A 24341-nucleotide genomic window follows, 5' to 3' on the forward strand; every position below is an offset into this window, starting at 1 on the left:
CCCCAATGCCTCAAAAGCAGGTAGAATCACGCCCTGACTCATTCAGGGCGTTTTTCTATGCGTATTGGCCACGGCTACGATGTGCACCGTTTCTGCGACGGTGATTTCATTACCCTGGGCGGGGTGCGTATCCCCCACAAATACGGCCTCCTGGCCCACTCCGACGGCGACGTGTTGCTGCATGCTCTGAGCGATGCCTTGCTTGGAGCGGCAGCGCTGGGTGATATCGGCAAGCACTTCCCCGACACCGACCCGCAGTTCAAGGGTGCCGACAGCCGCGTGCTGCTGCGCCATGTGGTCGGCATCGTCCGGGCCAAGGGCTGGAAGGTTGGCAACATCGACGCCACCATCGTCGCCCAGGCGCCGAAGATGGCCCCGCACATCGAGACCATGCGCCAGCGGATCGCCGAAGACCTGCAGGTCGAACTCGACCAGGTCAACGTCAAGGCTACCACTACCGAGAAGCTGGGCTTCACTGGCCGCGAGGAGGGCATCGCCGTGCATTCGGTAGCCCTGTTGCTGCCAGCATGACCGAACTGGAACTGTTGGGGCCGCGCGCATCGGGCGAACCACTGGGTACCGCCGTCCTCAAGGCGGTGGCCGAAGATTTCCAGGTCGACGAAGTGCTGGACATCCCGCTGTCGGGCCAGGGCGAGCACCTGTGGCTATGGGTCGAGAAGCGTGACCTGAACACCGAAGAGGCCGCCCGCCGCCTGGCCCGTGCTGCTGGCGTGCCGGTGCGCACGATCAGTTACGCCGGTCTCAAGGACCGCCAGGCGCTGACCCGCCAGTGGTTCAGCCTGCACCTGCCGGGCAAGGCCGACCCGGACCTGTCGCGTGCCGAAGATGCCAGCCTGCGCGTGCTCAAGCAGGTGCGTCACCAGCGCAAGCTGCAGCGCGGTGCGCATTCGGCCAACGGCTTCACGCTGCGCCTGACTGCCCTGACTGCTGATCACCAGGCGGTAGATGCGCGCCTGGAACAGCTCAAGCAGCAAGGTGTGCCCAACTATTTTGGCACCCAGCGCTTCGGCCACGGTGGCGGCAACGTTCACGACGCGCTCGACTGGGCCACACGCAAGGCCTTGCCCGAGCAGCGCAATGTGCGCTCGAGGCTGCTGTCGGCCGGGCGCAGCTACCTGTTCAACCAGCTGTTGGCGGCACGTGTCGCCGATGGCAGCTGGGCGCGGGCCCAGGTGGGCGACCTGTTGGCGTTCACCGACAGTCGCAGCTTCTTCCTGGCGGGTGAGGCGGAATGTGCCGACCCGCGTCTGGCGATTCTCGACCTGCACCCGACCGGCCCGATGTGGGGCGAGGGCGATTCGCCGGCCGCCGGTGCCACCGCACAGCTGGAAAACGCCGTCGGCGCGCGTCAGCCGGCACTTTGCCAGTGGTTGGCCCAGGCGGGCATGGATCACGAACGACGTATTCTGCGGCTCCCTATTGGCGGCCTTACGTGGCATTATCCCGAGCCTGATATCCTGCAACTGGAATTCGTCCTTCCGGCCGGATGCTTCGCCACCGTGGTGGTGCGTGAAGTCGTGGATCTGGTGTCGGCGGGGCAGACGGACAGCTCATGCGTATTCTGATTTCGAACGACGACGGTGTTACCGCACCCGGCATCGCCGCGCTGCACGCTGCGCTGGCGGATTACGCCGAGTGCGTGGTGATTGCCCCGGATCAAGACAAGAGCGGCGCCAGCAGTTCGCTGACGCTGGACCGGCCACTGCATCCGCAGACCTTGGCCAATGGCTTCATCAGCCTCAACGGCACGCCGACCGACTGCGTGCACCTGGGGCTCAATGGGCTGTTGCCGCAGGCGCCGGACATGGTCGTGTCGGGGATCAACCTCGGTGCCAACCTGGGCGACGACGTGCTTTATTCGGGCACGGTCGCGGCCGCGTTGGAAGGCCGTTTCCTCGGCGGTACCTCGCTGGCGTTTTCGCTGTTGTCGCGCCAGCCGGACAACCTGCCGACTGCAGCCCATATCGCCCGCCGCCTGGTCGAGGCGCAGTCGCGTCTGGCCTTGCCGCCACGCACCGTACTCAACGTCAACATCCCCAACCTGCCGCTGGAGCACATTCGTGGCATCCAGCTCACCCGCCTCGGTCACCGGGCGCGGGCGGCGGCGCCGACCAAGGTGGTCAATCCGCGCGGCAAGGAAGGCTACTGGATCGCCGTGGCCGGGGATGCCGAGGACGGCGGCCCGGGCACCGACTTCCACGCGGTGATGCAAGGTTATGTATCGATCACTCCGCTGCAGCTCGACCGCACTTTCAGTGATGCCTTCGAGCAGCTCGACGGTTGGCTGGAGGGCCTGCTCTGATGCGCGAGGACGATATGCTGCGGCGTGGCATCGGCATGACCTCCCAGCGTACCCGGGAGCGGCTGATCCAGCGCCTGTGCGAAGAGGGCGTTTCGAACACCAAGGTGCTCGACGTGATCCGACGCACACCGCGCCACCTGTTCGTCGACGAGGCGCTGGCGCATCGCGCCTACGAAGACACCGCGCTGCCGATTGGCCACAACCAGACCATCTCGCAACCGTTCATGGTTGCCCACATGAGCGAGCTGCTGCTCGAGGCCGGGCCACTGGACAAGGTGCTGGAGATCGGCACCGGCTCGGGCTACCAGACGGCGATCCTGGCCCAGTTGGTTGAGCGGGTGTTCTCGGTGGAGCGCATCAAGGTGCTGCAGGACCGGGCCAAGGAGCGCCTGGTGGAACTGAACCTGCGCAACGTGGTGTTCCGCTGGGGCGACGGTTGCGAGGGCTGGCCGGCGCTGGCGCCTTACAACGGCATCATCGTCACCGCCGTGGCACCGGAAGTGCCGCAGGCACTGCTCGACCAGCTGGCACCCGGTGGCCGTATGGTGATTCCGGTGGGGCCTGCCGGCGAAACCCAGCAATTGATGCTGATCGTGCGCGAGGAGCATGGATTCTCCCGCCGCGTGCTGGGGGCCGTGCGCTTCGTACCGCTGCTCAATGGTCCGCTGGCCTGAACGCTGCTGGTTCGAGCTACGCGATATTTTTGCGCCAGCACCGAATTCTTGCGGCAACACCCTGTCTATCTGGCGGGGTGAAGCGCTAGCGCACAGCTTGTACCAAGGCTTTGCAGCAGTCTTTTACCAACCCTGCCAATGCGGGCGGGCTTGGTTATAATTGCAACAATATTGCATTTCTTGTCTTCATATCGTTTTTCGGCACCATGAGGGGAGCGCGGGTGGGTCACACAGTCATTCGGCAGCGCAAGGACGGGTCGGGTTTCACGCTTCTGGTGATTGCACTGGCCATGGGCACGCTACTGGTGGGTTGCTCGAGTACAAGCAGCAATAGCGCGCGGGTGGTCGACCGCAATAACACCGTGCCCAAGCGCCCGGCAGTAACCACCGGGCAGTACATCGTCAAACCTGGCGATACGCTGTTCTCCATCGCTTTCCGCTATGGCTGGGACTATAAGGAGCTGGCTGCGCGCAATGGCATCGCTGCGCCTTACACCATCCGCCCGGGGCAAGCGATTCGTTTCAGCAGCGGCTCTACCGGCAGTACCACGGTTGTGTCCAGCCCGTCGTCGTCGAGCAAGACCACGGTCATTCGGCGGCCTGTGGGAAGCACCGTCACCCCCCCTGCCAGCACCAGCAAACCGGCTACGCCGGCAACCTCCAGCAGCGCCCCGGTGGTCGCCACCGTGCCCGCCGCGGAGCGCGCGGTAGGCGGCTGGACCTGGCCTGCCAACGGCGTGTTGATTGGAAAATTCGCTTCAAACGGTAGTTTGAATAAAGGCATTGATATCGCCGGTGATTTGGGACAGCCTGTTTTTGCTGCGTCTGATGGTGCAGTTGTTTACGCCGGGAGTGGCTTGAGGGGCTACGGCGAACTGATCATCATCAAGCACAGCGATACCTACGTCAGTGCCTACGGCCATAACCGCAGGCTGTTGGTTCGGGAGGGGCAGCAGGTCAAGGCAGGGCAGTCGATTGCTGAAATGGGGTCCACGGGCACTGATCGGGTGAAGCTGCATTTCGAGATTCGCCGCCAGGGTAAACCCGTCGATCCACTCCAGTTCCTGCCACGTCGTTGACCGTTGTACCCGGCCTGTTCCTGTGATGTAGAGGGGACAGGCTCCAGCGCTGCCAAGGAGATAGGTGCCGCTCGAGTCTGAGTTCGAACTCAGCAAAGGACTATAACAATGGCTCTCAGTAAAGAAGTGCCGGAGTTTGACATCGACGATGACGTCCTCCTGATGGAGACGGGTATCGTTTTGGAAACGGATGTGGTGTCAGACGAACCTGCTGTATCTTCGGTTCGGACGAGGGCCAAGTCGGGCTCTTCGCTCAAGCAACACAAGTATATCGATTACAGCCGGGCGCTCGATGCCACCCAGCTGTATCTCAACGAGATTGGATTCTCGCCTCTGCTTTCGCCGGAAGAGGAAGTGCACTTTGCGCGCCTGTCGCAAAAGGGCGATCCTGCCGGCCGCAAGCGCATGATTGAAAGCAACCTGCGCCTGGTTGTAAAAATTGCCCGTCGTTACGTGAACCGCGGCCTGTCGCTGCTCGACCTGATCGAGGAGGGCAACCTGGGGCTGATTCGTGCGGTCGAGAAGTTCGACCCGGAGCGTGGTTTCCGTTTTTCGACCTATGCGACCTGGTGGATTCGCCAGACCATCGAGCGGGCGATCATGAACCAGACCCGCACCATTCGCCTGCCGATCCACGTGGTCAAGGAACTGAACGTCTACCTGCGCGCGGCGCGCGAGTTGACCCAGAAGCTGGATCACGAACCCTCGCCAGAAGAAATCGCCATGCTGCTGGAGAAACCGGTCGCCGAGGTCAAGCGCATGCTTGGTCTGAACGAGCGGGTGTCTTCGGTGGATGTGTCGCTCGGCCCAGACTCGGACAAGACCCTGCTCGATACCCTGACCGACGACCGCCCCACCGACCCGTGCGAACTGCTGCAGGACGACGACCTGTCACAGAGTATCGACCAGTGGCTGGGCGAGTTGACCGACAAGCAGCGTGAAGTGGTGGTGCGCCGCTTTGGCCTGCGCGGTCATGAAAGTAGCACACTGGAAGATGTCGGCCTGGAGATCGGCCTGACCCGTGAGCGGGTGCGGCAGATCCAGGTTGAGGGGCTCAAGCGTTTGCGCGAGATCCTCGAGAAGAACGGCCTGTCCAGTGAGTCGTTGTTCCAGTAGCGAAGGCCTGTAACACAAAGCGCCCCGATGATCTCGGGGCGTTTTTGTTTGTTTTATCTGTGCCGGCGGTGGGGCTGCAAAGCAGCCCCGGGATCTATCAGGCAGCACACAATTGGGCGCAAAAACATTATGTACCGCGCTACCCCAGTAACATCGCGTGTAAGCCTTTGCTTACTTGTTCTGTAAGCTATCCATGCGCGCTTCAGTAAATCATTGCCGTCTCCAGTGCCGGCGTTTTTCCAACCCATTGAAAAACTTGCCTTATTCAGCTGTGAGGAAATGTGTCCCCTGTAACACTCTGTGAGGTTTCGCGGTTGCCCGCCCGGCCCAAGCCGCTAGTATTCGAACTGTGCACAGGGACATGCACAGGCCTTCAGGAGGAAGGCCAGGGACATCGCAAGAGGCGATTTCATCAGGATGATGTTTAGGACAAGCAGGGACTACGGAAAAAATGTGGGCGGGTCAAACCGCCCCTTTTTTTTGCCCGCAGAAAACAAAAAAGGCCCTGAGGGGCCTTTTTCGTGTCCGGGCGTTATCAGCGCTCCAGCTGCTCGATCTTGCCAGTCTTGCCATCCCACTCTTCCGCGTCCGGCAGGGCGTCCTTACGCTCGGTGATGTTCGGCCAGATTTCCGCCAATTCGGCGTTCAGCTCGATGAAGTTCTCCATGCCCGCAGGCACTTCGTCTTCCGAGAAGATGGCTTGCGCTGGGCATTCCGGCTCGCACAGGGCGCAGTCGATGCACTCGTCCGGGTGGATGACCAGGAAGTTCGGGCCTTCGTAGAAGCAGTCCACCGGACAGACTTCCACGCAGTCGGTGTATTTGCATTTGATGCAGTTGTCGGTGACGACGAAGGTCATTTCTAGTTCTCTCCTCAGGCGACGGCGGCGGCCCTTCCTCTCAGGGCCGCGCGGTTTGCGGTGTGGCTGCAGGCCAGGCTAATAACCTGCAGCACCAGCAAACCGCGGCGGATTCTACCAGCTTGTAGTGGGCGCCGTTATAACAGGTTCTTTAGTTGATATAGCATTTCGATAGCTTGACGCGGTGTCATGTCGTCCAGCTGCAGCTTGCCCAGCTTCTCGATGGCCGGGTGTGGCAGGCTGGCGAACAGGTCGCTCTGGTGTGGGACCTGTGGCATGTCCTTGGCCTTTTGGGCCGGGGGCTGTTCATGCGGCAGGCTGGTGGTTTCCAGCCGGTGCAGGTGTTCGCGGGCACGCTGGATGACGGCCGTCGGCACACCGGCCAACTGTGCCACGGCCAGGCCGTAGCTCTGGCTGGCGGGGCCAGGCAGCACGTGGTGCAGGAATACGATGCGTTCGTTGTGCTCGGTGGCGTTCAGGTGCACGTTGGCTACCAGCGGCTCGCTCTCCGGCAGCACGGTGAGCTCGAAGTAGTGCGTGGCGAACAGCGTGTAGGCACGCAGCTGGGCCAGACGCTCAGCGGCGGCCCAGGCCAGCGACAGGCCGTCGAAGGTGCTGGTGCCGCGGCCCACTTCGTCCATCAACACCAGGCTGCGGTCGGTGGCATTGTGCAGGATGTTGGCGGTTTCGCTCATTTCGACCATGAAGGTCGAGCGGCCGCCGGCCAGGTCGTCGCTGGAGCCGATACGGGTGAAAATACGGTCGACCAGCGACAGTTCGCAACTGGCTGCCGGCACGAAGCTGCCGATGTGCGCCAGCAGCACGATCAGGGCGGTCTGGCGCATGTAGGTGGACTTACCGCCCATGTTCGGGCCGGTGATGACAAGCATGCGCGTGCTGTTGTCCAGGCTCAGGTCATTGGCTACGAACGGCGTGGTCAATACCTGTTCCACCACCGGGTGGCGGCCTTGCTCGATGCGCAGGCATGGCTCGTCGACGAAGCGCGGGCAGTTCAGGTCGAGGTTCAACGCACGTTCGGCCAGGTTGCTGAGCACATCCAGTTCGGCCAGGGCGGCGGCGCTGTCCTGCAGCGGTGCCAGGTGGCTGATCAGGGTTTCCAGCAGGGCGTCGTAGAGCATCTTCTCGCGGGCCAGGGCGCGGCTCTTGGCCGACAGCGCCTTGTCCTCGAACGCCTTCAGTTCCGGGGTGATGAAGCGCTCGGCACCTTTCAGAGTCTGACGGCGAATGTAGTCGCCCGGGGCCTGCTCGGCCTGCTTGGTCGGCAGCTCGATGAAGTAGCCATGCACACGGTTGTAACCGACCTTGAGGTTGGCCAGGCCGGTGCGGGCCTTTTCCCGGGCTTCCAGGTCGATCAGGAACTGGCCGGCGTTCTCGCTGATTGCCAGCAACTCGTCCAGTTCGTTGTCATAGCCGGCCTTGAGCACACCGCCATCGCGGATCACCGCCGGCGGGTTGTCGATGATCGCTCGCTCCAGCAGGCTGGCCAGTTCGGGGTAGGTGCCGGTAATGGCGGCCAGGCGCGCCAGGTGTGGCGCCTCCAGCTCGGCCATGGCGTTCTGCAGCTCGGGCAGCGCGCCCAGGGCATCGCGCAGGCGTGCCAGGTCACGTGGGCGGGCGTTGCGCAGACCGATACGGGCGAGAATCCGCTCGATATCGCCAATTTCCTTGAGCTGCGGCTGCAGCTTCTCGAAGCGGTAGCCGTCGAGCAGGCAGCGGATCGAGTCCTGACGTGCCTGCAACACCTTGAGGTCGCGCAACGGGCGGTTCAGCCAGCGGCTCAGCAAGCGGCTGGCCATGGCGGTCTGGCAGCGGTCGATCACTGACTGCAGGGTGTTATCACGGCCACCGGCCAGGTTGATGTCCAGCTCCAGGTTGCGGCGGCTGGCGCCGTCGAGGATGACCGTGTCGTCCAGGCGTTCGTGGCGCAGGCTGCGCAGGTGCGGCAGGGCCGTGCGCTGGGTTTCCTTGGCGTAGATCAGCAGGCAGCCGGCGGCGCCGATGGCCAAGGTCAGCTTGTCGCAGCCAAAGCCCTTGAGGTCCTTGGTCGCGAACTGCTGGCACAGGGCCTTGCGCGCCGAGTCGCGGTCGAAGTCCCATGGCGCCCGGCGACGTGCGCCCGGGCGTTTCTCGGCCGGCAGGTCGCGCGGCCAGTCGTCGGGAATCAACAGCTCGACCGGGTTCAGGCGCTCGAGTTCGGCCAGCAGGTTTTCCCAGCCCTTGATCTCCTGCACGCTGAAGTTGCCGCTGGTGATGTCCAGTACGGCCAGGCCGAACAGGCGCTCGTCACCGAGCAGCGCGGCAATCAGGTTGTCGCGACGCTCGTCAAGCAGTGCCTCGTCGCTGACCGTACCCGGAGTGATGATGCGCACTACCTGGCGTTCCACCGGGCCCTTGCTGGTAGCGGGGTCGCCAATCTGCTCGCAGATCACCACCGATTCGCCGAGCTTGACCAGCTTGGCCAGGTAGCCTTCCAGCGAATGGAACGGAATCCCGCACATGGGGATGGACTGGCCGGCCGACTGACCGCGCGCGGTCAGGGTGATGTCCAGCAGTTTTGCGGCTTTTTTCGCATCTTCGTAGAAGATCTCGTAGAAGTCGCCCATGCGGTAGAACATCAGCTGGTCCGGATGCTGGTTCTTCAGCTTCCAGTACTGCTGCATCATCGGGGTGTGTGCGGAGAAATCGGAGATTGCTTTATTCATCAAGGGCTTAGAAAGTAGGTCTCAATGTTGTGGGGCAAATTTGGGGCGTTCTGTGTTGCATGCGCGACGCCGAGACCCACCGGATTCTTCAAGCCGCATAGGTTAACACGGCTACCCGGAAGGCAGTACCTGCACATCCTGCGAGTGCGCAGCGATGCGTTGAGGGCATGTTGACATCATGGTCTGCCCATGGAGAATTGCGTGCTTTTGCCCATCAGGGATGCCCTGCCTGACGCATTCGCGGTGGCCTGCGGCCCAGTAAAAAGTTATTGCAACAGGTTGATTAGTGCAGTGAGCGCAATTCGTTTTGATGTAGATGCGGTTTTTTGTATTTCCCTCGACACCCGCGCTGACCGGCGCACGCTGTTCAGCGAAACCATCGGGCGGCAACTCGACAACGAAGTGCACTTTCATGTCGTCGAGAAAAACAGCGACCCCAAGCGCGGTTGCTACGAGTCGCATCAGCAACTGGCCCGTCATGCGCTGGACAACGGCCTCGATCGAATCCTGATCTTCGAAGACGATGCCAAGGCCTATGAGTTCAAGCCTTCGCGGGTGCGCTGGGTAAATCGCTTCATGCAGAAACGACCCTTCGAGGCCTTGCACCTGGGCTATTCCATGGGGCGAATCTGGCTGACCTGGTTCCCGTTCATCGCCCGCGGGCGGGTGGTGGCGCTGCATGCCTATGTGCTGTCGCGCGAGGGCTGCCGGATCCTGGCTGAGACGCCCTACGATGGCACGCCGGTGGATGTGGTGGTCAAGCACAGGATTCGCCAGCATTGCGTGTTCCCCATGATGTACCGTCAGCACGCCGCGGCCGTGGCCGGTAGCGACCTGGAGCAGGTGGTGCGCAATGAGGACGAGTGGTGGGAGCGCAACTGGGCCAAGCATCTTCGTTCAGCGATGAAGAATATCTGGCGTACCGTGCTTCGGCTGAATTTCTGATTGGTGTGGGCTTGAGGTGCATGCGTTGAGAGGTTTGGCGCCTGCGAGATCGAGCGCCGCCCGCGCGGCGCTTCGCAGCACAAGGCTGCTCCTACATCTGTTTCGGGCCAGTAACGCCTGTGCCAGTGCACGCGACCGCCTTGTTTGCCCGGCACGAAATCGAGGTGGACCCCAATGGGCGCGCGCCTTCGCCTCAGGAATAACTGGCCCGAAACAGATGTAGGAGCAGCCTTGTGCTGCGAAGCGCCGCGCGGGCGGCGCTCGATCTTACAGGCGCCAAAAATCCAGAGGCGAACATCCTCATGCCCAGCACGCCGCCAGACGCCCATCCTCCACCCCCATCCCCAAAATGCTAGGGTAGAGGCCAGCCTTCAAGGAGCCCGCCATGGACCCGATCACCACGCTTGCCACTCGCCTGGGTGAACACCTGCGCCGCTTCAACGCGCAGGTGACCACTGCCGAATCCTGCACCGGCGGCGGTATCGCCGAAGCCATCACCCGTGTGCCCGGCAGCTCGGCCTGGTTCGAGGCCGGTTACGTGACTTATTCCAACATCCAGAAAACCCGTCAGCTGGGAGTGCCAGAGGCGTTGTTCGGCCAGGTTGGCGCGGTCAGCCAGGAAGTGGTCGAAGCCATGGTCCGCGGTGCCCAGGCCGCCAGCGGTGCACGCTTTGCCGTGGCGGTGAGCGGCGTGGCCGGGCCGGACGGTGGTTCGCCGGCCAAACCGGTGGGCACCGTGTGGCTGGCCTGGGGCGACGGTAGCCACGTATTCAGCGAGCGGCGCCAGTTCGACGGCGACCGCGAGGCGGTGCGTCGACAGACGGTGATCGCCGCGTTAGACGGCTTGTTACAGCTTGGTGCCGAGTAAATCGACGACAGGGGTTTGCGCGAGCGCTTGCCTGTGGAATAATACTGGCTACTTATACAGGTATTCCGGCCGTCAGGGCCAAGTCGAACACGTGAGGATTTCAATGGACGACAACAAGAAGCGCGCCTTGGCTGCGGCCCTGGGTCAGATCGAACGCCAATTCGGCAAGGGTGCCGTCATGCGCATGGGCGACCACGAGCGCCAGGCTATCCCTGCCATCTCCACCGGCTCGCTGGGCCTGGACATCGCCTTGGGCATCGGCGGTCTGCCAAAAGGCCGTATCGTCGAGATCTACGGCCCGGAATCGTCGGGTAAGACCACGCTGACCCTGTCGGTCATCGCCGAAGCCCAGAAAAACGGCGCCACCTGCGCCTTCGTCGACGCCGAACACGCCCTCGACCCCGAGTACGCCGGCAAGCTGGGCGTCAACGTCGACGACCTGCTGGTTTCGCAGCCGGACACCGGTGAACAAGCCCTGGAAATCACCGACATGCTGGTGCGTTCCAACGCTGTTGACGTGATCATCGTCGACTCCGTGGCTGCTCTGGTACCGAAGGCCGAGATCGAAGGCGAGATGGGTGACATGCACGTGGGCCTGCAGGCGCGCCTGATGTCCCAGGCGCTGCGCAAGATCACCGGTAACATCAAGAACGCCAACTGCCTGGTCATTTTCATCAACCAGATCCGTATGAAGATCGGCGTGATGTTCGGCAGCCCGGAAACCACCACCGGTGGTAACGCCCTGAAGTTCTACGCCTCGGTGCGTCTGGACATCCGCCGTACCGGCGCGGTTAAGGAAGGCGACGAGGTGGTCGGTAGCGAAACCCGCGTCAAGATCGTCAAGAACAAGGTTTCGCCGCCATTCCGTCAGGCCGAGTTCCAGATCCTCTACGGCAAGGGTATCTACCGTAACGGCGAGATCATTGACCTGGGTGTTTCCCAAGGCCTGATCGAGAAGTCTGGTGCCTGGTACGCCTACCAGGGCAACAAGATCGGTCAAGGCAAGGCAAACGCTGCCAAGTACCTGGCTGAGAACCCGGCTATTGGTGCCGAGATCGAGAAGCAGATTCGCGAGAAGCTGCTGACCTCTGGTGCTGTTGCGGCTGCTGGTAAAGCTGCTGCTGCCGAAGCCGATGCCGATGACATGGCCGACGCTGACGCCGGTTATTGATTGCGCGGTAGATAGCTGAACATGTCCGCCGTACTCGACACCCCCGTCGCCATTCGGCGGACAGCCATGGACCTGCTCGCGCGACGTGAGCACGGTCGCGTCGAGCTGACGCGCAAGTTGCGTCAGCGCGGCGCTTCGGACGAGCTGATCGAGCCTGAGCTCGACCGGCTCGCCGAAGAAGGGCTGCTTAGCGAAGCCCGCTACCTCGAAAGCTTCATCAGGTACCGTTCCAGCTCCGGCTATGGCCCTGCGCGTATTCGCGAAGAGCTGGGCCAGCGTGGTTTGGCGCGTGGTGATATCGAGCAGGCGCTACGCGAGAGCGAGGTGGATTGGGGCGAGCGCATGCGTGACGTATGGCAGCGCAAGTTTGCCGGGCAGCGCCCGCAAGATCCGCGCAGCCGTGCCCAGCAGACCCGGTTTCTGGCTTACCGGGGTTTCCCCATGGACATGATCGGCCGCCTGCTCAATGGGCGTGATCTTGACGATTACTGAAAGCTGAGGCTGCTTCGCAGCCCTGTCGCGACACAAGGCCGTTCTCACAAAACTGCATAACTCATTGGTCTGGCACGGACCCTGTGGGAGCGGGTTTACCCGCGAACACCGGCGTAGCCGGTGCCATGCACCGCGTTGGATTCTTCGCGGCGGTTCGACGCCTCGATGAACCCGCTCCCACAGGGTGAATTGCGCCCCTGACGTTGGACACGGAATCAACTGACCTTCAACGCCTCCCTGGCCCGCTGCGTGGTATGCATGGGCTGCGGCTTTGCCCAGTTCTCTGGCAGGTTGATGAAATCCACCAACTCGCGCAGCCTGCCCTGGTCCCGGCCGTTGAAGGCAAATGACAAACGGGTCAGGTGGCTGAAATTGCCCACTTCGTGCTCGGCACTGCTGTCAGGTTGCTGGTGATATTTGCCACTCAGGCGCAAGTCGGCAAAGCCTTCCTGGATGTCGTACAGCGCCGCCTCACTGAGTGGGTGGTGCATGCGGATCACGAACTGGCTCTTCAGCCAGCGGCTGGAGTGGTAGTTGCTGTAGAACTGGTTGATTTCTTCCACTGCCTCGTCAGCGCTGTGCACCAGGCGCAGCAGTTTCAGGTCGCTGGGCAGGATGTAGCGGTTTTCCTCCAGTTGGTGGCTGATGAAGTCCAGGCAGTCGCGCCAGAAGCTGCCGCCCGGCGAATCTAGCAGCACTACAGGCACCAGCGGGCTCTTGCCGGTCTGGATCAGAGTCAGCACTTCCAGCGCTTCATCCAGGGTACCGAAGCCGCCGGGGCACAGCACCAGAGCATCGGCTTCCTTGACGAAGAACAGCTTACGGATAAAGAAGAAGTGGAACGGCAGCAGCTTGTCGGTGCCATCCACTGTGGGATTGGCGTGTTGCTCGAAGGGCAGGGTAATGTTGAAACCCAGGCTATGGTCGCTGCCGGCGCCTTCGTGGGCTGCAGCCATGATGCCGCCGCCTGCACCGGTGATGACCATCAGGTCGGAGCGCGCCAGGGTTGCGCCCAGCTCGCGGGCCAGAGCGTACATCGGGTGTTCCAGCGGGGTGCGCGCCGAGCCGAATACGGTCACTTTGCGTCGGCCCTTGTAGCGTTCCAGGGTGCGGAACGAATGGTCCAGTTCGCGCAGGGCCTGCAGGGTTATCTTGGCGCTCCAGCGGTCGGTATCGTCATGGGCCATGCGCAGAATGGTCAGCATCATGTCGCGGTACAGCGGCAGGTTGGGGCTGTCCGGTGCCACCAGTTGTAGTTGTGCGTCGATGTTGCTCAGGTCGATGTTGTTGTCGCGAAAGTGGCTGAACAGCAGTTCACTCGATTGGTAAGGCATGCAACGTCTCCTTCTGCACCAATACCTCTGACCTCAATCTAGACCCTCGCGCCCGATCGTGCCGGGGGTGTTCGGTACAACCGCCCGTCGGCATGCAGCCACGGGTGATGCGGGTTTGGTTAACTGGCTAAAGCGAAACGTGTCGATGCAGGAGGTGGCGGTATGCATCGCTTGATCATCGAAGTGGACCGGCAGCTTTACCAGCAGCTGGAGAATGCGGCCCAGGTGCATCACCTGAGCCTGGAGGCCGAGTGCCGGCGCAGGCTGTCCGGGCTGGAGTGCCGGTCGCGTTACTTGCAGGCGCTGCTGGCCGAGATGCGTGCCGATGCCGCTGAAGGGCGCTGGCGCGCCCGTGAAGACGAGAAGGTGTAGCGATTGAGCGTTGTAGCTACTTCTTCTTGTTACCGGCCACGCAACTGGCATTGTCGAATGCCTGGTCCATGATCGGCTGGTTGGTCTTGTAGACCGTGAAGCGGTAGACCATCACTGCGCCTTTGGACATCAGGTTGCGGAAACCGCTGTTGCGGCAGACGCTGTCACCCAGCTGGCTGCGTACCTGCTCGGGGTTGGCCTGCATGCGATTGGCGTGATCCTGGCGCACGCTCAGGTGGTTGACCAGTGCCTTGCCTTCCACAGTGTAGCCCTGGTCGAGGATATCCTCGTTGATGGCTCGCGGGGTGCCGACACTGCTTTCCTTGGCGACCTTCTGCAGCATCTGGTTCAGGTCGTACTCCTGCTTGGAGGCCGCCTGGGCTGCCAGGGGCAGGGCGAGCAACAGGCTCAGGGCGGGGACTATACGGCGCAGCATGAATCTCTCCTGGTTCGATGACTGGCGCTTTGACATGCGCGGGTCGAAGGCGTTCCCTGGACATCGCGCAGGCGCGAGGCTGGGGTACGATAAAGGCAACGATTATAAGGACCGCGCCGCCACCTGCACAGCAATTGCCCCCTGTTCTGGTAGACTGGTGCCCTTGTTTTCTCCGAGTCGTCCTTGTGTCCATTCCCAACCTGTCCAGAGGCCTGCCGGCATGAGCCATGCGGTAGCGCGCCTGCGCGCCGAACGGCTGGCCCGCAGCAACAAGCCTTTCATCGCCCGTGGTTCGCGTGCCGAACGCTGCCCCGATTGCCGGGTTATCGTCACTCATTGCCTGTGCGCCTGGAAGCCTCGGGTACAGGCCGAGTCCGGCGTGTGCCTGCTGATGCATGACACCGAGCCGCTGAAGCCTACCAACACCGGCTGGCTTATCGCCGACCTGATCGAGGACACCTCGGCCTTCGGCTGGTTGCGCACTTCGGTAGACGATCGCTTGTTGGCCTTGCTGGACGACCCGCGCTGGCAACCCTATATCGTCTTCCCCGGCGAATTCGTTGCCCAGGAGCGGGTGGTCAGCGAGGTGGTGCGCGAGCCGGGCAAGCGCCCGCTGTTCATCCTGCTGGACGCCACCTGGACCGAAGCCCGCAAGATGTTCCGCAAAAGCCCGTACCTTGACCGCTTCCCGGTGTTGAGCCTGCAGGCCGAGCAGATGTCCCGCTACCGCCTGCGACGCTCCAGGCGCGACGATCACTTCTGCACTGCGGAAGTTGCGGCCATGTGCCTGGACCTGGCCGGCGATACCCAGGCCTCGCAGGCGCTGGACGCCTACCTGGATGTGTTCAGCCTGCATTACCTGAGCGGCAAGCGGCGCCTGCCCCTGGACGAGCTGGACGACACCCACCAGCGTTTGCATACCTTCCTATAGTCCAAGGGGCACAACCCCTGCTTTGGTTCATAATGACCCTTACCCGAGTGCCCGACACAGAACAGGATCCCCAGATCGATGGCCACTTACGAAATCCTGATTGCCGATGACCACCCGCTGTTCCGTGGTGCCCTGCGCCAGGCCGTTACCCTCGGCCTGGGCCCGGATGTACGCCTGGTTGAAGTCGCCAGCATTGCCGAACTGGAAACCCGCCTGAGCGAAAAGGCCGACTGGGACCTGGTGCTGCTGGACTTGAACATGCCGGGTGCCTACGGTTTTTCCGGGTTGGTGCTGCTGCGTGGGCAATACCCGCAGATTCCGGTGGTGATGGTATCGGCGCAGGAAGAGGCCGCAGTAGTGGTCAAGTCTCGCGAGTTCGGCGCCAGTGGCTTCATTCCCAAGTCCAGCACCCTGGAAGTGATCCAGGATGCGGTGCGCAAGGTGCTCGACGGCGAGGTCTGGTGGCCACCGCAGGCGTTCGAAAAGGTCGATGTCTCGGCCGAGGCCAAGGCCGCCAGCGAAGGCCTGGCCAGCCTCACGCCGCAGCAGTTCCGCGTGCTGACCATGGTCTGCGAAGGTTTGCTGAACAAGCAGATTGCCTATGAGCTGAACGTATCTGAAGCGACCATCAAGGCCCACGTGACCGCGATTTTCCGCAAGCTGGGTGTGCGTACCCGCACCCAGGCCGCGCTGCTGCTACAACAACTTGAATCGGTAGCCAGCAGCTGAGTGCGCGTGGCTTCACGCTTTTTTGACCCGTGCCGGTCTAGTCTGCTGGCTTTTCTGTTGTGAAGTGACTCACATGACATCGCCATTCAAGGGCCAGACTGGCCTCAAACGTATCCTCAACGCCGCTGGCTATTCTCTGGACGGCCTGCGTGCTGCCTTCAAGGGCGAGGCCGCGTTCCGCCAGCTGGTGCTGCTCAACGTGCTGCTGATCCCAATCGCCTTCTGGCTGCCGGTCAGCCGTGCGGAGCGGGCGATCATGATCGCCGTGTGCCTGTTGGGCTTGATTGTCGAGCTGTTCAACTCGGCCGTGGAGGCTGCCATCGACCGCATTTCGCTGGAGCGCCATCCGCTGTCGAAAAACGCCAAGGACATGGGCAGCGCCGCGCAACTGGTGGCACTTACCATGGTGGCGTTGGTGTGGGGTGTGATCCTGCTTTAAGCGATCGGTGGCAACACGATCTCGTCACTGCGGGTGAAGCCCGCCGTGAAGTTGCGGCACAGTTCGAGAAATTCGCGCATGGCCGAGGTCTGGTACTTCTGTTTGTGCCAGATGAAGTAGAACTGGCGCATCAGGTCCAGCGCCGGGGTTTCCACCGGCACCAGGCTGCCACGGCGGAAGGCGTCGCGCAGGGCCAGACGCGAGATACAGCCGATGCCCAGGCCCGACTCCACCGCGCGCTTGATTGCTTCGGTGTGTTCCAGTTCCAGGCGGATGTTGAGGTTGGTGCGGTGGTGGCGCATGGCCTGGTCGAAGGTCAGGCGCGTGCCTGAGCCCTGTTCGCGCAGGATCCACGCCTCCTGGGACAAGGTCTGTACATCGGCACGGCCCAGCTTGGCGAGCGGGTGCTGCGGCGCGCAGAACACCACCAGCTCGTCCTCGACCCAGGGCTGCACTTCAAGGTCCGGGTGGTTGCAGTCACCTTCGATCAGACCCAGATCAATTTCGTGATGCGCAACCTGTTGCACGATATGCGCGGTATTCTGCACATGCAGCTTCACCTGGCTTTCCGGGTGCACCTGCATGAAGCTGCCTATCAGCAGGGTGGCCAGGTAGTTGCCGATGGTCAGTGTGGCGCCGACCGCCAGCGAGCCGAAACCGGACTTGCCATTGAGCAGGTCTTCGATTTCCTTGGCCTGGTCGAGCAGGGCCACGGCCTGCGGCAACAGTTGCTGGCCCAGGGCATTGAGGCTCAGGCGCTTGCCGGCACGGTCGAACAGTTGGCAGCTGGACTGGCGCTCAAGCTCGGTGATCGAGGTGCTGGCGGCCGACTGCGACAAAGCCAGCACACTGGCGGCGCGTGAAACGCTCTGGTGCTGGGCCACGGCAACGAAGACCTGCAGTTGACGAAGTGTAAATCGCATATCGATATAACCGATAACACATATCTTGATAATCCAGTTAACAGATATTGTCGCTGCCCCTAAACTATCGCGCAACTGTGCGTCTTGCGCGCGCCGCGTCTTTCTTCAGGAGCCCCATTAGATGAGCAACATGAACCACGAACGTGTCCTCAGTGTGCACCACTGGAACGACACCCTGTTCAGCTTCAAGTGCACCCGTGACCCGGGCCTGCGCTTCGAGAACGGTCAGTTCGTGATGATCGGCCTGCAACAGGACAACGGCCGTCCGCTCATGCGCGCCTATTCCATCGCTTCGCCGAACTGGGAAGAGCACCTGGAATTCTTCAGCATCAAGGTGCCGGACGGTCCGCTGACCTCGCAACTGCAGCACCTGAAGGAAGGCGACGAGATCATCATCAGCAAGAAGCCTACCGGTACCCTGGTACTCGATGACCTGAACCCGGGCAAGCACCTGTACCTGCTGAGCACCGGTACTGGCCTGGCGCCGTTCATGAGTGTTATCCAGGACCCGGAAACCTACGAGCGTTTCGAGAAAGTGATCCTGGTGCACGGCGTGCGCTACGTGAACGAAGTGGCCTACCGCGAGTTCATCACCGAGCACCTGCCGCAGAACGAATTCTTCGGTGAGTCGGTTCGCGACAAGCTGATCTACTACCCGACCGTGACCCGCGAACCGTTCGAGAACCAGGGCCGCCTGACCGACCTGATGCGTAGCGGCAAACTGTTCAGCGACATCGGCCTGCCACCGATCAACCCGCAGGATGACCGCGCGATGATCTGCGGTAGCCCGAGCATGCTCGACGAGACCAGCGAAGTGCTGGACAGCTTCGGCCTGAAGATTTCCCCGCGTATGCGTGAGCCGGGTGACTACCTGATCGAGCGTGCCTTCGTCGAGAAGTAAGGCGCAGGCTGATGCAAAGAAGGCGACCCTTGGGTCGCCTTTCTTGTGCCTGTGAATCATGTATTACCAGCACCGGCCTCTTCGCGGGTAAACCCGCTCCCACAGGGGTACCACTGACCTCAGGCCTTGTGATATCCCTGTGGGAGCGGGTTTACCCGCGAAGAGGCCGGCGCAGGCAAGACACAATCTATTCGACGCGTGTCTCGCCGCTGTATACCAATATCTCCCGACACCGCTTGCACAGGTAGCGCCGCCCCTGGCGCACCAGCTTGTGCCGCTGTGCGGTAAACGGGAAGTCGCTCTGCGGGCACGGGCAGCGGTAGATGTAGCGGGTAGCCATGCGTCGTTGCACCTGATAGTTGTGGCAACGGTTGGGCGGCAGTTCATACACCCCGCGCATGATTAGCTGCCACTCCTCGCCATGGGCCTGGATACGGTCGCCGAACAACTGGTGAGCCACCAGGTGGGCCACTTCATGGGCCACGGTCTGGCGCAGGAAGTCTTCCTGGTTTTCGCGGTAAAGCTGCAGGTTGAAGCGCAGCAGGTTCTCGTGCAGGTGGGCGACACCCGCTTTTTGCCCGCGCAGCTTGAAGCTGACTTCCGGGCGCGGGAAGGGGCGTTTGAAGAAAGTTTCGGCTTGCTGGTAACAGGTTTCGACGCGTTGTCTGAGCAGCTCGGGCATGGCGGGGTGGTTCTCCTGACCGGGCATTATGCCGCAACCCCGGGCAGCCTGCCGAGCCACCGGTCAGCGTACAGCCAGAGGCCGCCTTGCGGCGGCCCCAGGTTGATGCCCCAGTGTTGGTCGAGTCTGTTCTAGTTGGTGTAGACGGGCCCCACGCCCAGTCCCCAGATGATCACCGTGGCGGCCATGATCGCCACCAGTACCACAAGGCCTACCGCCAGCACCGAGCTGGAGAACAGGAAGCCTTCGTCGGACGGTATGTTCATGAACGTCGGCAAGCCGACGTACAGCAGGTACACCGTGTAGCAGATGGCGGCGGTGCCAACCAGCATGCCCAGCCACAGGTGCGGGTACAGCGCCGCCAGGCCGCCGATGAACAATGGAGTGGCGGTGTAGGTGGCAAAGGCGATGCACTGTGCCATGGACGGGTTGGCATCATAGGTGCGGGCCATCCAGTGGATGAACGCACCCATCACCGCCACCCCTGCAAGCATCGCAAGGTACGACATGATGCTCATCCAGATGGCGCTTTCCATGGTCAGCATCACCGCTGGCCGGTCGCCGATCACCCAGCCAACCTGGGTGGTACCGATGAACGCCGAAACGGCGGGGATCGCAGCCAGGATCAGGGTGTGCGTCAGGTACATGTGGCTGATGGTTTCTTCTTCGCCACGAATTTCCCGCCATTCCTGGTCGGGATGGGTAAACAGCCCCACAACGTGATGAATCATGCCGGTCACTCCTCTCAATGTTGCCAGACGCCCCCCAGATGGAGCGCAAGCGGCCCGAGGCCCGAACACCGAAGCAAGCGGTAATGTGGCCTTATGTCGCAGTATAGGAAGCCGTTACCCGCACAAACCATGCTTTTTAGAGCAAATTGCGCTGTCAGGCCCACTGTTGATTACATTGAAGTCTTTATCGGAATGCCTACAGCGCCGCCGAGTTTGTGCGTAAAATAGCCGGCTTTTGTCACACCTCGCGGATCCAAGCGCTATGGGCACCCTCTCGGTCAACCAGAACAAACTGCAAAAACGCCTGCGTCGTCTCGCCGGCGAAGCCATCACCGACTACAACATGATCGAGGATGGCGACAAGGTCATGGTCTGCCTGTCCGGCGGCAAGGACAGCTACACCATGCTCGACGTTCTGTTGCACCTGCAGAAGGTGGCACCGATCAAGTTCGAGATCGTCGCGGTGAACATGGACCAGAAGCAGCCGGGTTTCCCCGAGCATGTGCTGCCGGCCTACCTCAAGGAGCTGGGCGTCGAGTACCACATCGTCGAGAAGGACACCTACTCGGTGGTCAAGGAGCTGGTCCCCGAGGGCAAGACCACCTGTTCGCTGTGTTCGCGTCTGCGCCGTGGCACCCTGTACACCTTCGCCGACGAAATCGGTGCGACCAAGATGGCATTGGGGCACCACCGCGACGACATCGTCGAAACCTTCTTCCTCAACATGTTCTTCAACGGCGCGCTCAAGGGCATGCCGCCGAAGCTGCGCGCCGACGATGGCCGCAACGTGGTGATCCGCCCGCTGGCCTACTGCAGCGAAAAGGATATCCAGGCCTACTCGGACATGAAGGAATTCCCGATCATCCCGTGCAACCTGTGCGGTTCGCAGGAAAACCTGCAGCGCCAGGTGGTCAAGGACATGCTGGTGGAGTGGGAGCGCAAGCACCCGGGCCGTACCGAGAGCATCTTCCGCGCCCTGCAGAATGTGGCACCGTCGCAGCTGGCCGACCGCAACCTGTTCGACTTCACCAGCCTGAAGATCGACGAAAACGCCACCCCGCGTTTTCTTGACGTGCTGAACATCTGAGCCCATGCGCGATTATCAGTGGTTGCATGAGTACTGCCTGAACCGCTTCGGCTCGGCCCAGGCACTGGAGGCCTTCCTGCCGCAACCGCGCACGCCGGCGCAACTGCGTGATATCAGCGACGATCGCTACCTGTCGACCTTGGCCCTGCGCGTGTTCCGCGCCGGGCTAAAACACAGCCTGGTGGATGCCAGGTGGCCGGCGTTCGAGCAGGTGTTCTTCGGCTTCGAGCCGGAGAAGGTGGTACTGATGGGCGCCGAGCACCTGGAGCGGCTGATGCACGACGAGCGCATCATCCGCCACCTGGGCAAGCTCAAGAGCGTGCCGCGCAATGCGCAGATGGTCCTTGACGTGGCGAAGGAGAAGGGCAGTTTCGGTGCCTTCATCGCCGACTGGCCGGTGACCGACATCGTCGGTTTGTGGAAGTACCTGGCCAAGCATGGCAACCAGTTGGGCGGGTTGTCGGCGCCGCGCTTCCTGCGCATGGTCGGCAAAGACACGTTCATCCCTACCGATGACATGGCCGCGGCATTGATTGCGCAGAAGGTGATCGACAAGCCGCCGACCAGCCAGCGGGACCTGGCCTTGGTGCAGCAGGCGTTCAACCAGTGGCATGTCGAGAGTGGGCGGCCGCTGTGCCAGCTGTCGGTGATGCTGGCGCATACCGTCAACCATTGAGATTTGTGTCGGCCTCTTCGCGGGCAAGCCCGCGAAGAATCTAACTGCCTTCGCCCGCCATGCGCCGCTCATGCTGGAACTTCCAGCGCACATACAGCAGCCCGGCAATGAACAGCCCCAGGCTCACCAGCACTTCAACCCAGCCAAATACTGCCCGCGCCGGGTCGAACGCCGCCAGCACGCCTTTGATGAAATAGATATTCACCACGAAGCAGGTCCAGGCATGTGCCCGGGCGCTGCCCGTCAGCATGCCCGGCAACAACAGCAGCAACGGTACCAGCTCGATTGCCAGGATCACCTCGACCCGCGCCCCGTGCAGGTTGGCGAACCACAAGTTGTTCACCACCAGCAGGGCGATCAGGCCGAAGAAGAACGCCAGGCTCAACGCCCGCGTCAGGCGCAGGCGCGGTGCCAGCCATTCCAGCGCCGGCAATACCTTGGGTTTCTTAGCCACGTGCGGCCTCCAGGGCCTTGGCGGTGGTCGCCAGGCGTTGGCCAAGGGCGCGGCACAGGGTGATCTCGTGTTGGTCGAGTTCGCGCTTGCCATCGGCGCCAGCATGATGGCTGGCGCCATATGGTGTGCCACCGCCGCGGGTCTCCAGCAATGCCGACTCGCTGTACGGCAGGCCCATTACCAGCATGCCGTGGTGCATCAGCGGCAGCATCATCGACAGCAGGGTGGTTTCCTGGCCGCCGTGCAGGCTGGCGGTGGAGGTGAACACGCCCGCCGGCTTGCCGACCAGCTCGCCGCCCAGCCACAGGCTGCTGGTGCCATCCAGGAAGTACTTGAGCGGCGCCGCCATGTTGCCGAAGCGGGTCGGGCTGCCCAGTACCAGGCCGGCGCAGTGGCGCAGGTCGTCGAGGGTAGCGTACAGCGCGCCACTGGCCGGGATATCCGGGGCCACCGCTTCGCACTCGGTGGATATCGCCGGCACCGTGCGCAGGCGGGCTTCCATACCGGCCAGCTCGATGCCGCGGGCAATGTGCCGTGCCATCTCGCTGGTCGAACCATGGCGACTGTAATACAGCACCAGGATATAGGGCTGGTTCACGGCAGGATCTCCAGCACTTTCTCGGGCGGGCGACCAACCACGGCCTTGTCACCGGCGACCAGGATCGGCCGCTCGATCAGCTTGGGATGCCGGGCCATGGCCTCGATCAGTTGCGCGTCGGTCAGCGCCGGGTCGGCCAGGTTCAGCTCCTTGTACTCGTCTTCGCCGGTACGCAGCAGCTGGCGCGGGGCGATGCCCAGCTTGCCGAGCAGCACCTTGAGAGCGGCGGCGTCGGGCGGGGTCTCGAGGTAGCGCACGATGGTCGGCGCCAGGCCACGAGCTTCGAGCAGTTCCAGGGCGCCGCGGGATTTCGAGCAGCGCGGGTTATGATAGAGCGTAAGGTCGGTCATGTCGGGTCGCATCCAGCAGGGTGTGGCGGCTATTCTAACCGCAGCGACTGACCAATTTGCTTTAAAACTCGAGAAGGATTGACCCATGGCAAGGCGTCTGGCAGCAGTACTGGCCATCACCGCGAGCTTGTTGCTCGGTGGTTGCGGTGCCGATTATGGCGTGGACCAACACGGTAATACGGTTAAGGCCGAACAGATCGATGGGCACTGGCTGGTGCTCAACTATTGGGCGGAATGGTGCGGGCCGTGCCGTACCGAGATTCCTGAGCTGAACGCGGCAGCCAGGCAGTGGGCGGCCGACGGTATCAAGGTGGTGGGGGTAAACTTCGATGGCTTGCAGGGGCAGGAACTGAAACAGGCTGCCGAAACCCTGGGTATCGATTTCACCGTATTGGCGCAGGACCCGGCCGAGCGCTATGACCTCCCGCGCAGCGAGGCGTTGCCGGTGACTTACATCATCGATGACAAGGGCAAGGTGCGGGAACAGCTGATGGGCGAGCAGACCCGGGAAGGGCTGCAGGCCAGGATCAAGGCCCTGAAGGGCGCCTGAAGCATTTTGGGGCCGCAAAGCGGCCCCGGCAATATTCAGCCTTCCTCAGGCCAGAAGCGCAGTGGCTTGCCTTCGGCCGGCCAGAAGCGCATTTGCTCGATAGGCGATACATCCCAGCGCTGCACCGTTTCCAGCGCCTGCAGGAAGCGCTTCTCCTGCTCCATCAACGCCGGTGCGCACAGCTTGCGGGTCTTGCCGACCTTGCCGAAGCTCAGGTGCTCGCCATCCAGTGTGTACGGTGCGAACCAGTGATTACAGCCGCCGTTGCCATAGGCACGACCATCGCTGGCCAGGGTCAGGGTCAGGTGGCTGTAGTCGATCAGCGGCCGTTCGCCTATCCACTCCAGCACATAGCTGCGCTCCTGCTGCAGCTTGGAAGGTTCCGCGGCGCAGCCGAGCAGGCCGGTGGCAACCAGCACGCCGGTCAGCAGATTCTTCACTCGGCGTTCTCCTGGCAACGCGGGCACAGGTGCTTCTCGCCACGGCTGGCCCAGCCCAGCTCGGCAATGCGCGCGCTGGCGGCAGGCTGGCGGGCTTTCTTGCCCAGCTTGGCGTCCACCGCAAACTCGAAATCCAGTACGGCGTCGCAGCTGTTGCATGCGACCTGCCAGGTGAGGATTTCCAGCTCGTTGAATACCGGGCCGCTGGCCACGGCAACCCACTGGCCGCGCGGATTGATCAGGTGACGCACGCTCTCCACTGTCAGGCGCATGGACAAGTCCTTGCTGCCCTTGAGGGTGACCAGCAGGGTGTCGCCTTTGTGCATCGAGCCGCCGTTGCCGGTGACTTGGTAACGGCCCGGCACCAGTGCGCGGCACTCGATCAGGGTGTGTTGCGGGTTGAAAAGGGTGTAGCGAAAATCGTGCTCGACCATGGGTCCTCCAGAAATGCCGCGTAT

At 62.3% G+C, this 24341-nt stretch carries 30 protein-coding genes; 18 read left to right on the plus strand and 12 right to left on the minus strand.

Annotated features, from left to right (window positions below; translation table 11 throughout):
* Positions 1-57 precede the first annotated feature (57 nt).
* From ispF to rpoS, 6 genes are all read left to right on the plus strand, one after another.
* Positions 58-531: a 2-C-methyl-D-erythritol 2,4-cyclodiphosphate synthase gene (gene ispF / locus CAY82_RS12105; protein WP_087501414.1), complete on the plus strand. Its 474-nt coding sequence runs from the start codon at positions 58-60 to the stop codon at positions 529-531.
* Positions 528-1586 (plus strand): tRNA pseudouridine(13) synthase TruD, encoded by a 1059-nt coding sequence (truD, locus tag CAY82_RS12110; RefSeq protein WP_087501415.1) that lies wholly within the window; start codon positions 528-530, stop codon positions 1584-1586. The genes ispF and truD overlap by 4 nt, the downstream gene beginning before the upstream one ends.
* Entirely contained in the window at positions 1574-2323 is a 750-nt protein-coding gene (gene surE / locus CAY82_RS12115; protein ID WP_025337991.1) for a 5'/3'-nucleotidase SurE, read from the plus strand. Before truD ends, surE begins: the two co-directional genes overlap by 13 nt.
* Positions 2324-2358: 35 nt before the next feature.
* Entirely contained in the window at positions 2359-2997 is a 639-nt protein-coding gene (locus CAY82_RS12120; RefSeq protein WP_015269209.1) for a protein-L-isoaspartate(D-aspartate) O-methyltransferase, read from the plus strand.
* 221 nt (positions 2998-3218) lie between these two features.
* Positions 3219-4076 carry a peptidoglycan DD-metalloendopeptidase family protein gene (locus CAY82_RS12125; RefSeq protein ID WP_087501416.1) on the plus strand — a complete coding sequence of 286 codons (858 nt, stop codon included), beginning with the start codon at positions 3219-3221 and terminating at the stop codon, positions 4074-4076.
* A 108-nt stretch (positions 4077-4184) separates the two neighbouring features.
* On the plus strand, positions 4185-5192 hold the full coding sequence (rpoS, locus tag CAY82_RS12130) for an RNA polymerase sigma factor RpoS (RefSeq protein ID WP_087501417.1): 1008 nt from the start codon (positions 4185-4187) through the stop codon (positions 5190-5192).
* A 535-nt stretch (positions 5193-5727) separates the two neighbouring features.
* Here rpoS and fdxA read toward each other — a convergent pair.
* Complete coding sequence (gene fdxA, locus CAY82_RS12135; RefSeq protein WP_087501418.1) at positions 5728-6051, minus strand: ferredoxin FdxA; 324 nt, start codon at positions 6049-6051, stop codon at positions 5728-5730.
* A gap of 137 nt (positions 6052-6188) precedes the next feature.
* Positions 6189-8762, minus strand: a complete 2574-nt coding sequence (mutS, locus tag CAY82_RS12140) for a DNA mismatch repair protein MutS (RefSeq protein WP_170931070.1) — start codon at positions 8760-8762, stop codon at positions 6189-6191.
* A gap of 303 nt (positions 8763-9065) precedes the next feature.
* Between mutS and CAY82_RS12145 the strand changes: the two genes are divergently transcribed.
* From CAY82_RS12145 to recX, 4 genes are all read left to right on the plus strand, one after another.
* Positions 9066-9719 (plus strand): hypothetical protein, encoded by a 654-nt coding sequence (locus CAY82_RS12145; protein ID WP_087501420.1) that lies wholly within the window; start codon positions 9066-9068, stop codon positions 9717-9719.
* Positions 9720-10104: 385 nt separating this feature from the next.
* A complete protein-coding gene (locus tag CAY82_RS12150) occupies positions 10105-10587 on the plus strand; it encodes a CinA family protein (RefSeq protein WP_087501421.1) in 483 nt (160 codons plus the stop codon).
* A gap of 103 nt (positions 10588-10690) precedes the next feature.
* Positions 10691-11758, plus strand: coding sequence for a recombinase RecA (recA, locus tag CAY82_RS12155; protein WP_087501422.1), 1068 nt, complete (start codon positions 10691-10693; stop codon positions 11756-11758).
* Positions 11759-11779: 21 nt separating this feature from the next.
* Positions 11780-12250 carry a recombination regulator RecX gene (gene recX, locus CAY82_RS12160; RefSeq protein ID WP_087501423.1) on the plus strand — a complete coding sequence of 157 codons (471 nt, stop codon included), beginning with the start codon at positions 11780-11782 and terminating at the stop codon, positions 12248-12250.
* A 215-nt stretch (positions 12251-12465) separates the two neighbouring features.
* Here recX and CAY82_RS12165 read toward each other — a convergent pair whose 3' ends face one another.
* On the minus strand, positions 12466-13584 hold the full coding sequence (locus tag CAY82_RS12165) for a TIGR00730 family Rossman fold protein (RefSeq protein ID WP_087501424.1): 1119 nt from the start codon (positions 13582-13584) through the stop codon (positions 12466-12468).
* 162 nt (positions 13585-13746) lie between these two features.
* On the opposite strand from CAY82_RS12165, the gene CAY82_RS12170 reads away from it, so the two are divergent.
* The gene (locus CAY82_RS12170) at positions 13747-13956 is read left to right on the plus strand and encodes a hypothetical protein (RefSeq protein ID WP_087501425.1); all 210 of its coding nucleotides are present in this window, start codon (positions 13747-13749) and stop codon (positions 13954-13956) included.
* Positions 13957-13972: 16 nt separating this feature from the next.
* Here CAY82_RS12170 and CAY82_RS12175 read toward each other — a convergent pair whose 3' ends face one another.
* Positions 13973-14392: a quorum-sensing-regulated virulence factor family protein gene (locus CAY82_RS12175; protein ID WP_087501426.1), complete on the minus strand. Its 420-nt coding sequence runs from the start codon at positions 14390-14392 to the stop codon at positions 13973-13975.
* Between the two features lie 220 nt (positions 14393-14612).
* Between CAY82_RS12175 and CAY82_RS12180 the strand changes: the two genes are divergently transcribed.
* The 3 genes from CAY82_RS12180 to CAY82_RS12190 all read left to right on the plus strand — a co-directional run bounded on the left by CAY82_RS12180 (position 14613) and on the right by CAY82_RS12190 (position 16491).
* Positions 14613-15323 (plus strand): tRNA-uridine aminocarboxypropyltransferase, encoded by a 711-nt coding sequence (locus CAY82_RS12180; protein ID WP_087501427.1) that lies wholly within the window; start codon positions 14613-14615, stop codon positions 15321-15323.
* Positions 15324-15401: 78 nt separating this feature from the next.
* Positions 15402-16052, plus strand: a complete 651-nt coding sequence (erdR, locus tag CAY82_RS12185; RefSeq protein WP_025338000.1) for a response regulator transcription factor ErdR — start codon at positions 15402-15404, stop codon at positions 16050-16052.
* A 73-nt stretch (positions 16053-16125) separates the two neighbouring features.
* Positions 16126-16491 carry a diacylglycerol kinase gene (locus CAY82_RS12190; RefSeq protein ID WP_087501428.1) on the plus strand — a complete coding sequence of 122 codons (366 nt, stop codon included), beginning with the start codon at positions 16126-16128 and terminating at the stop codon, positions 16489-16491.
* Here CAY82_RS12190 and finR read toward each other — a convergent pair.
* Positions 16488-17414: a LysR family transcriptional regulator FinR gene (gene finR, locus CAY82_RS12195; protein WP_087501429.1), complete on the minus strand. Its 927-nt coding sequence runs from the start codon at positions 17412-17414 to the stop codon at positions 16488-16490. The two genes, CAY82_RS12190 and finR, sit on opposite strands and share 4 nt — an antisense overlap.
* 121 nt (positions 17415-17535) lie before the next feature.
* On the opposite strand from finR, the gene fpr reads away from it, so the two are divergent.
* Positions 17536-18315 (plus strand): ferredoxin-NADP reductase, encoded by a 780-nt coding sequence (gene fpr, locus CAY82_RS12200; RefSeq protein WP_003252381.1) that lies wholly within the window; start codon positions 17536-17538, stop codon positions 18313-18315.
* A 187-nt stretch (positions 18316-18502) separates the two neighbouring features.
* On the opposite strand, the gene CAY82_RS12205 is transcribed toward fpr, so the two are convergent.
* On the minus strand, positions 18503-18997 hold the full coding sequence (locus CAY82_RS12205; protein ID WP_087501430.1) for a SprT family zinc-dependent metalloprotease: 495 nt from the start codon (positions 18995-18997) through the stop codon (positions 18503-18505).
* 131 nt (positions 18998-19128) lie between these two features.
* Positions 19129-19728 carry a Yip1 family protein gene (locus CAY82_RS12210; RefSeq protein ID WP_087501431.1) on the minus strand — a complete coding sequence of 200 codons (600 nt, stop codon included), beginning with the start codon at positions 19726-19728 and terminating at the stop codon, positions 19129-19131.
* Between the two features lie 262 nt (positions 19729-19990).
* On the opposite strand from CAY82_RS12210, the gene ttcA reads away from it, so the two are divergent.
* Both ttcA and CAY82_RS12220 read left to right on the plus strand, forming a co-directional pair.
* A complete protein-coding gene (ttcA, locus tag CAY82_RS12215) occupies positions 19991-20815 on the plus strand; it encodes a tRNA 2-thiocytidine(32) synthetase TtcA (protein WP_012270926.1) in 825 nt (274 codons plus the stop codon).
* Between the two features lie 4 nt (positions 20816-20819).
* Positions 20820-21491 carry a DNA-3-methyladenine glycosylase I gene (locus tag CAY82_RS12220; protein ID WP_087501432.1) on the plus strand — a complete coding sequence of 224 codons (672 nt, stop codon included), beginning with the start codon at positions 20820-20822 and terminating at the stop codon, positions 21489-21491.
* A 40-nt stretch (positions 21492-21531) separates the two neighbouring features.
* Here the strand turns inward: CAY82_RS12220 and CAY82_RS12225 are convergent, their stop codons facing one another.
* The 3 genes from CAY82_RS12225 to arsC are packed head-to-tail and all read right to left on the minus strand — an operon-like array spanning position 21532 to position 22893.
* Positions 21532-21945 (minus strand): DUF2069 domain-containing protein, encoded by a 414-nt coding sequence (locus CAY82_RS12225; RefSeq protein ID WP_075043999.1) that lies wholly within the window; start codon positions 21943-21945, stop codon positions 21532-21534.
* A complete protein-coding gene (gene wrbA, locus CAY82_RS12230; RefSeq protein ID WP_087501433.1) occupies positions 21938-22543 on the minus strand; it encodes an NAD(P)H:quinone oxidoreductase in 606 nt (201 codons plus the stop codon). The genes CAY82_RS12225 and wrbA overlap by 8 nt, the downstream gene beginning before the upstream one ends.
* Positions 22540-22893: an arsenate reductase (glutaredoxin) gene (gene arsC / locus CAY82_RS12235; protein WP_087501434.1), complete on the minus strand. Its 354-nt coding sequence runs from the start codon at positions 22891-22893 to the stop codon at positions 22540-22542. The genes wrbA and arsC overlap by 4 nt, the downstream gene beginning before the upstream one ends.
* Before the next feature lie 85 nt (positions 22894-22978).
* On the opposite strand from arsC, the gene CAY82_RS12240 reads away from it, so the two are divergent.
* Complete coding sequence (locus tag CAY82_RS12240) at positions 22979-23443, plus strand: TlpA disulfide reductase family protein (RefSeq protein WP_087501435.1); 465 nt, start codon at positions 22979-22981, stop codon at positions 23441-23443.
* A 35-nt stretch (positions 23444-23478) separates the two neighbouring features.
* Here the strand turns inward: CAY82_RS12240 and CAY82_RS12245 are convergent, their stop codons facing one another.
* Entirely contained in the window at positions 23479-23883 is a 405-nt protein-coding gene (locus tag CAY82_RS12245) for an META domain-containing protein (RefSeq protein WP_087501436.1), read from the minus strand.
* On the minus strand, positions 23880-24317 hold the full coding sequence (locus tag CAY82_RS12250; protein WP_087501437.1) for a hypothetical protein: 438 nt from the start codon (positions 24315-24317) through the stop codon (positions 23880-23882). The genes CAY82_RS12245 and CAY82_RS12250 overlap by 4 nt, the downstream gene beginning before the upstream one ends.
* Positions 24318-24341: the final 24 nt, after the last annotated feature.

It is taken from the genome of Pseudomonas sp. SID14000 (assembly GCF_002165135.1).
GTDB lineage: Bacteria > Pseudomonadota > Gammaproteobacteria > Pseudomonadales > Pseudomonadaceae > Aquipseudomonas.

Coding starts and splice junctions, on each gene's coding strand:
- ispF (WP_087501414.1), top strand. CDS start 58: ATGCGTATTGGCCACGGCTACGATGTGCACCGTTTCTGCGACGGTGAT.
- truD (WP_087501415.1), top strand. CDS start 528: ATGACCGAACTGGAACTGTTGGGGCCGCGCGCATCGGGCGAACCACTG.
- surE (WP_025337991.1), top strand. CDS start 1,574: ATGCGTATTCTGATTTCGAACGACGACGGTGTTACCGCACCCGGCATC.
- CAY82_RS12120 (WP_015269209.1), top strand. CDS start 2,359: ATGACCTCCCAGCGTACCCGGGAGCGGCTGATCCAGCGCCTGTGCGAA.
- rpoS (WP_087501417.1), top strand. CDS start 4,185: ATGGCTCTCAGTAAAGAAGTGCCGGAGTTTGACATCGACGATGACGTC.
- fdxA (WP_087501418.1), bottom strand. CDS start 6,051: ATGACCTTCGTCGTCACCGACAACTGCATCAAATGCAAATACACCGAC.
- CAY82_RS12150 (WP_087501421.1), top strand. CDS start 10,105: ATGGACCCGATCACCACGCTTGCCACTCGCCTGGGTGAACACCTGCGC.
- recA (WP_087501422.1), top strand. CDS start 10,691: ATGGACGACAACAAGAAGCGCGCCTTGGCTGCGGCCCTGGGTCAGATC.
- recX (WP_087501423.1), top strand. CDS start 11,780: ATGTCCGCCGTACTCGACACCCCCGTCGCCATTCGGCGGACAGCCATG.
- CAY82_RS12165 (WP_087501424.1), bottom strand. CDS start 13,584: ATGCCTTACCAATCGAGTGAACTGCTGTTCAGCCACTTTCGCGACAAC.
- CAY82_RS12170 (WP_087501425.1), top strand. CDS start 13,747: ATGCATCGCTTGATCATCGAAGTGGACCGGCAGCTTTACCAGCAGCTG.
- CAY82_RS12175 (WP_087501426.1), bottom strand. CDS start 14,392: ATGCTGCGCCGTATAGTCCCCGCCCTGAGCCTGTTGCTCGCCCTGCCC.
- CAY82_RS12180 (WP_087501427.1), top strand. CDS start 14,613: ATGAGCCATGCGGTAGCGCGCCTGCGCGCCGAACGGCTGGCCCGCAGC.
- erdR (WP_025338000.1), top strand. CDS start 15,402: ATGGCCACTTACGAAATCCTGATTGCCGATGACCACCCGCTGTTCCGT.
- CAY82_RS12190 (WP_087501428.1), top strand. CDS start 16,126: ATGACATCGCCATTCAAGGGCCAGACTGGCCTCAAACGTATCCTCAAC.
- finR (WP_087501429.1), bottom strand. CDS start 17,414: ATGCGATTTACACTTCGTCAACTGCAGGTCTTCGTTGCCGTGGCCCAG.
- fpr (WP_003252381.1), top strand. CDS start 17,536: ATGAGCAACATGAACCACGAACGTGTCCTCAGTGTGCACCACTGGAAC.
- CAY82_RS12205 (WP_087501430.1), bottom strand. CDS start 18,997: ATGCCCGAGCTGCTCAGACAACGCGTCGAAACCTGTTACCAGCAAGCC.
- CAY82_RS12210 (WP_087501431.1), bottom strand. CDS start 19,728: ATGATTCATCACGTTGTGGGGCTGTTTACCCATCCCGACCAGGAATGG.
- ttcA (WP_012270926.1), top strand. CDS start 19,991: ATGGGCACCCTCTCGGTCAACCAGAACAAACTGCAAAAACGCCTGCGT.
- CAY82_RS12220 (WP_087501432.1), top strand. CDS start 20,820: ATGCGCGATTATCAGTGGTTGCATGAGTACTGCCTGAACCGCTTCGGC.
- arsC (WP_087501434.1), bottom strand. CDS start 22,893: ATGACCGACCTTACGCTCTATCATAACCCGCGCTGCTCGAAATCCCGC.
- CAY82_RS12240 (WP_087501435.1), top strand. CDS start 22,979: ATGGCAAGGCGTCTGGCAGCAGTACTGGCCATCACCGCGAGCTTGTTG.
- CAY82_RS12250 (WP_087501437.1), bottom strand. CDS start 24,317: ATGGTCGAGCACGATTTTCGCTACACCCTTTTCAACCCGCAACACACC.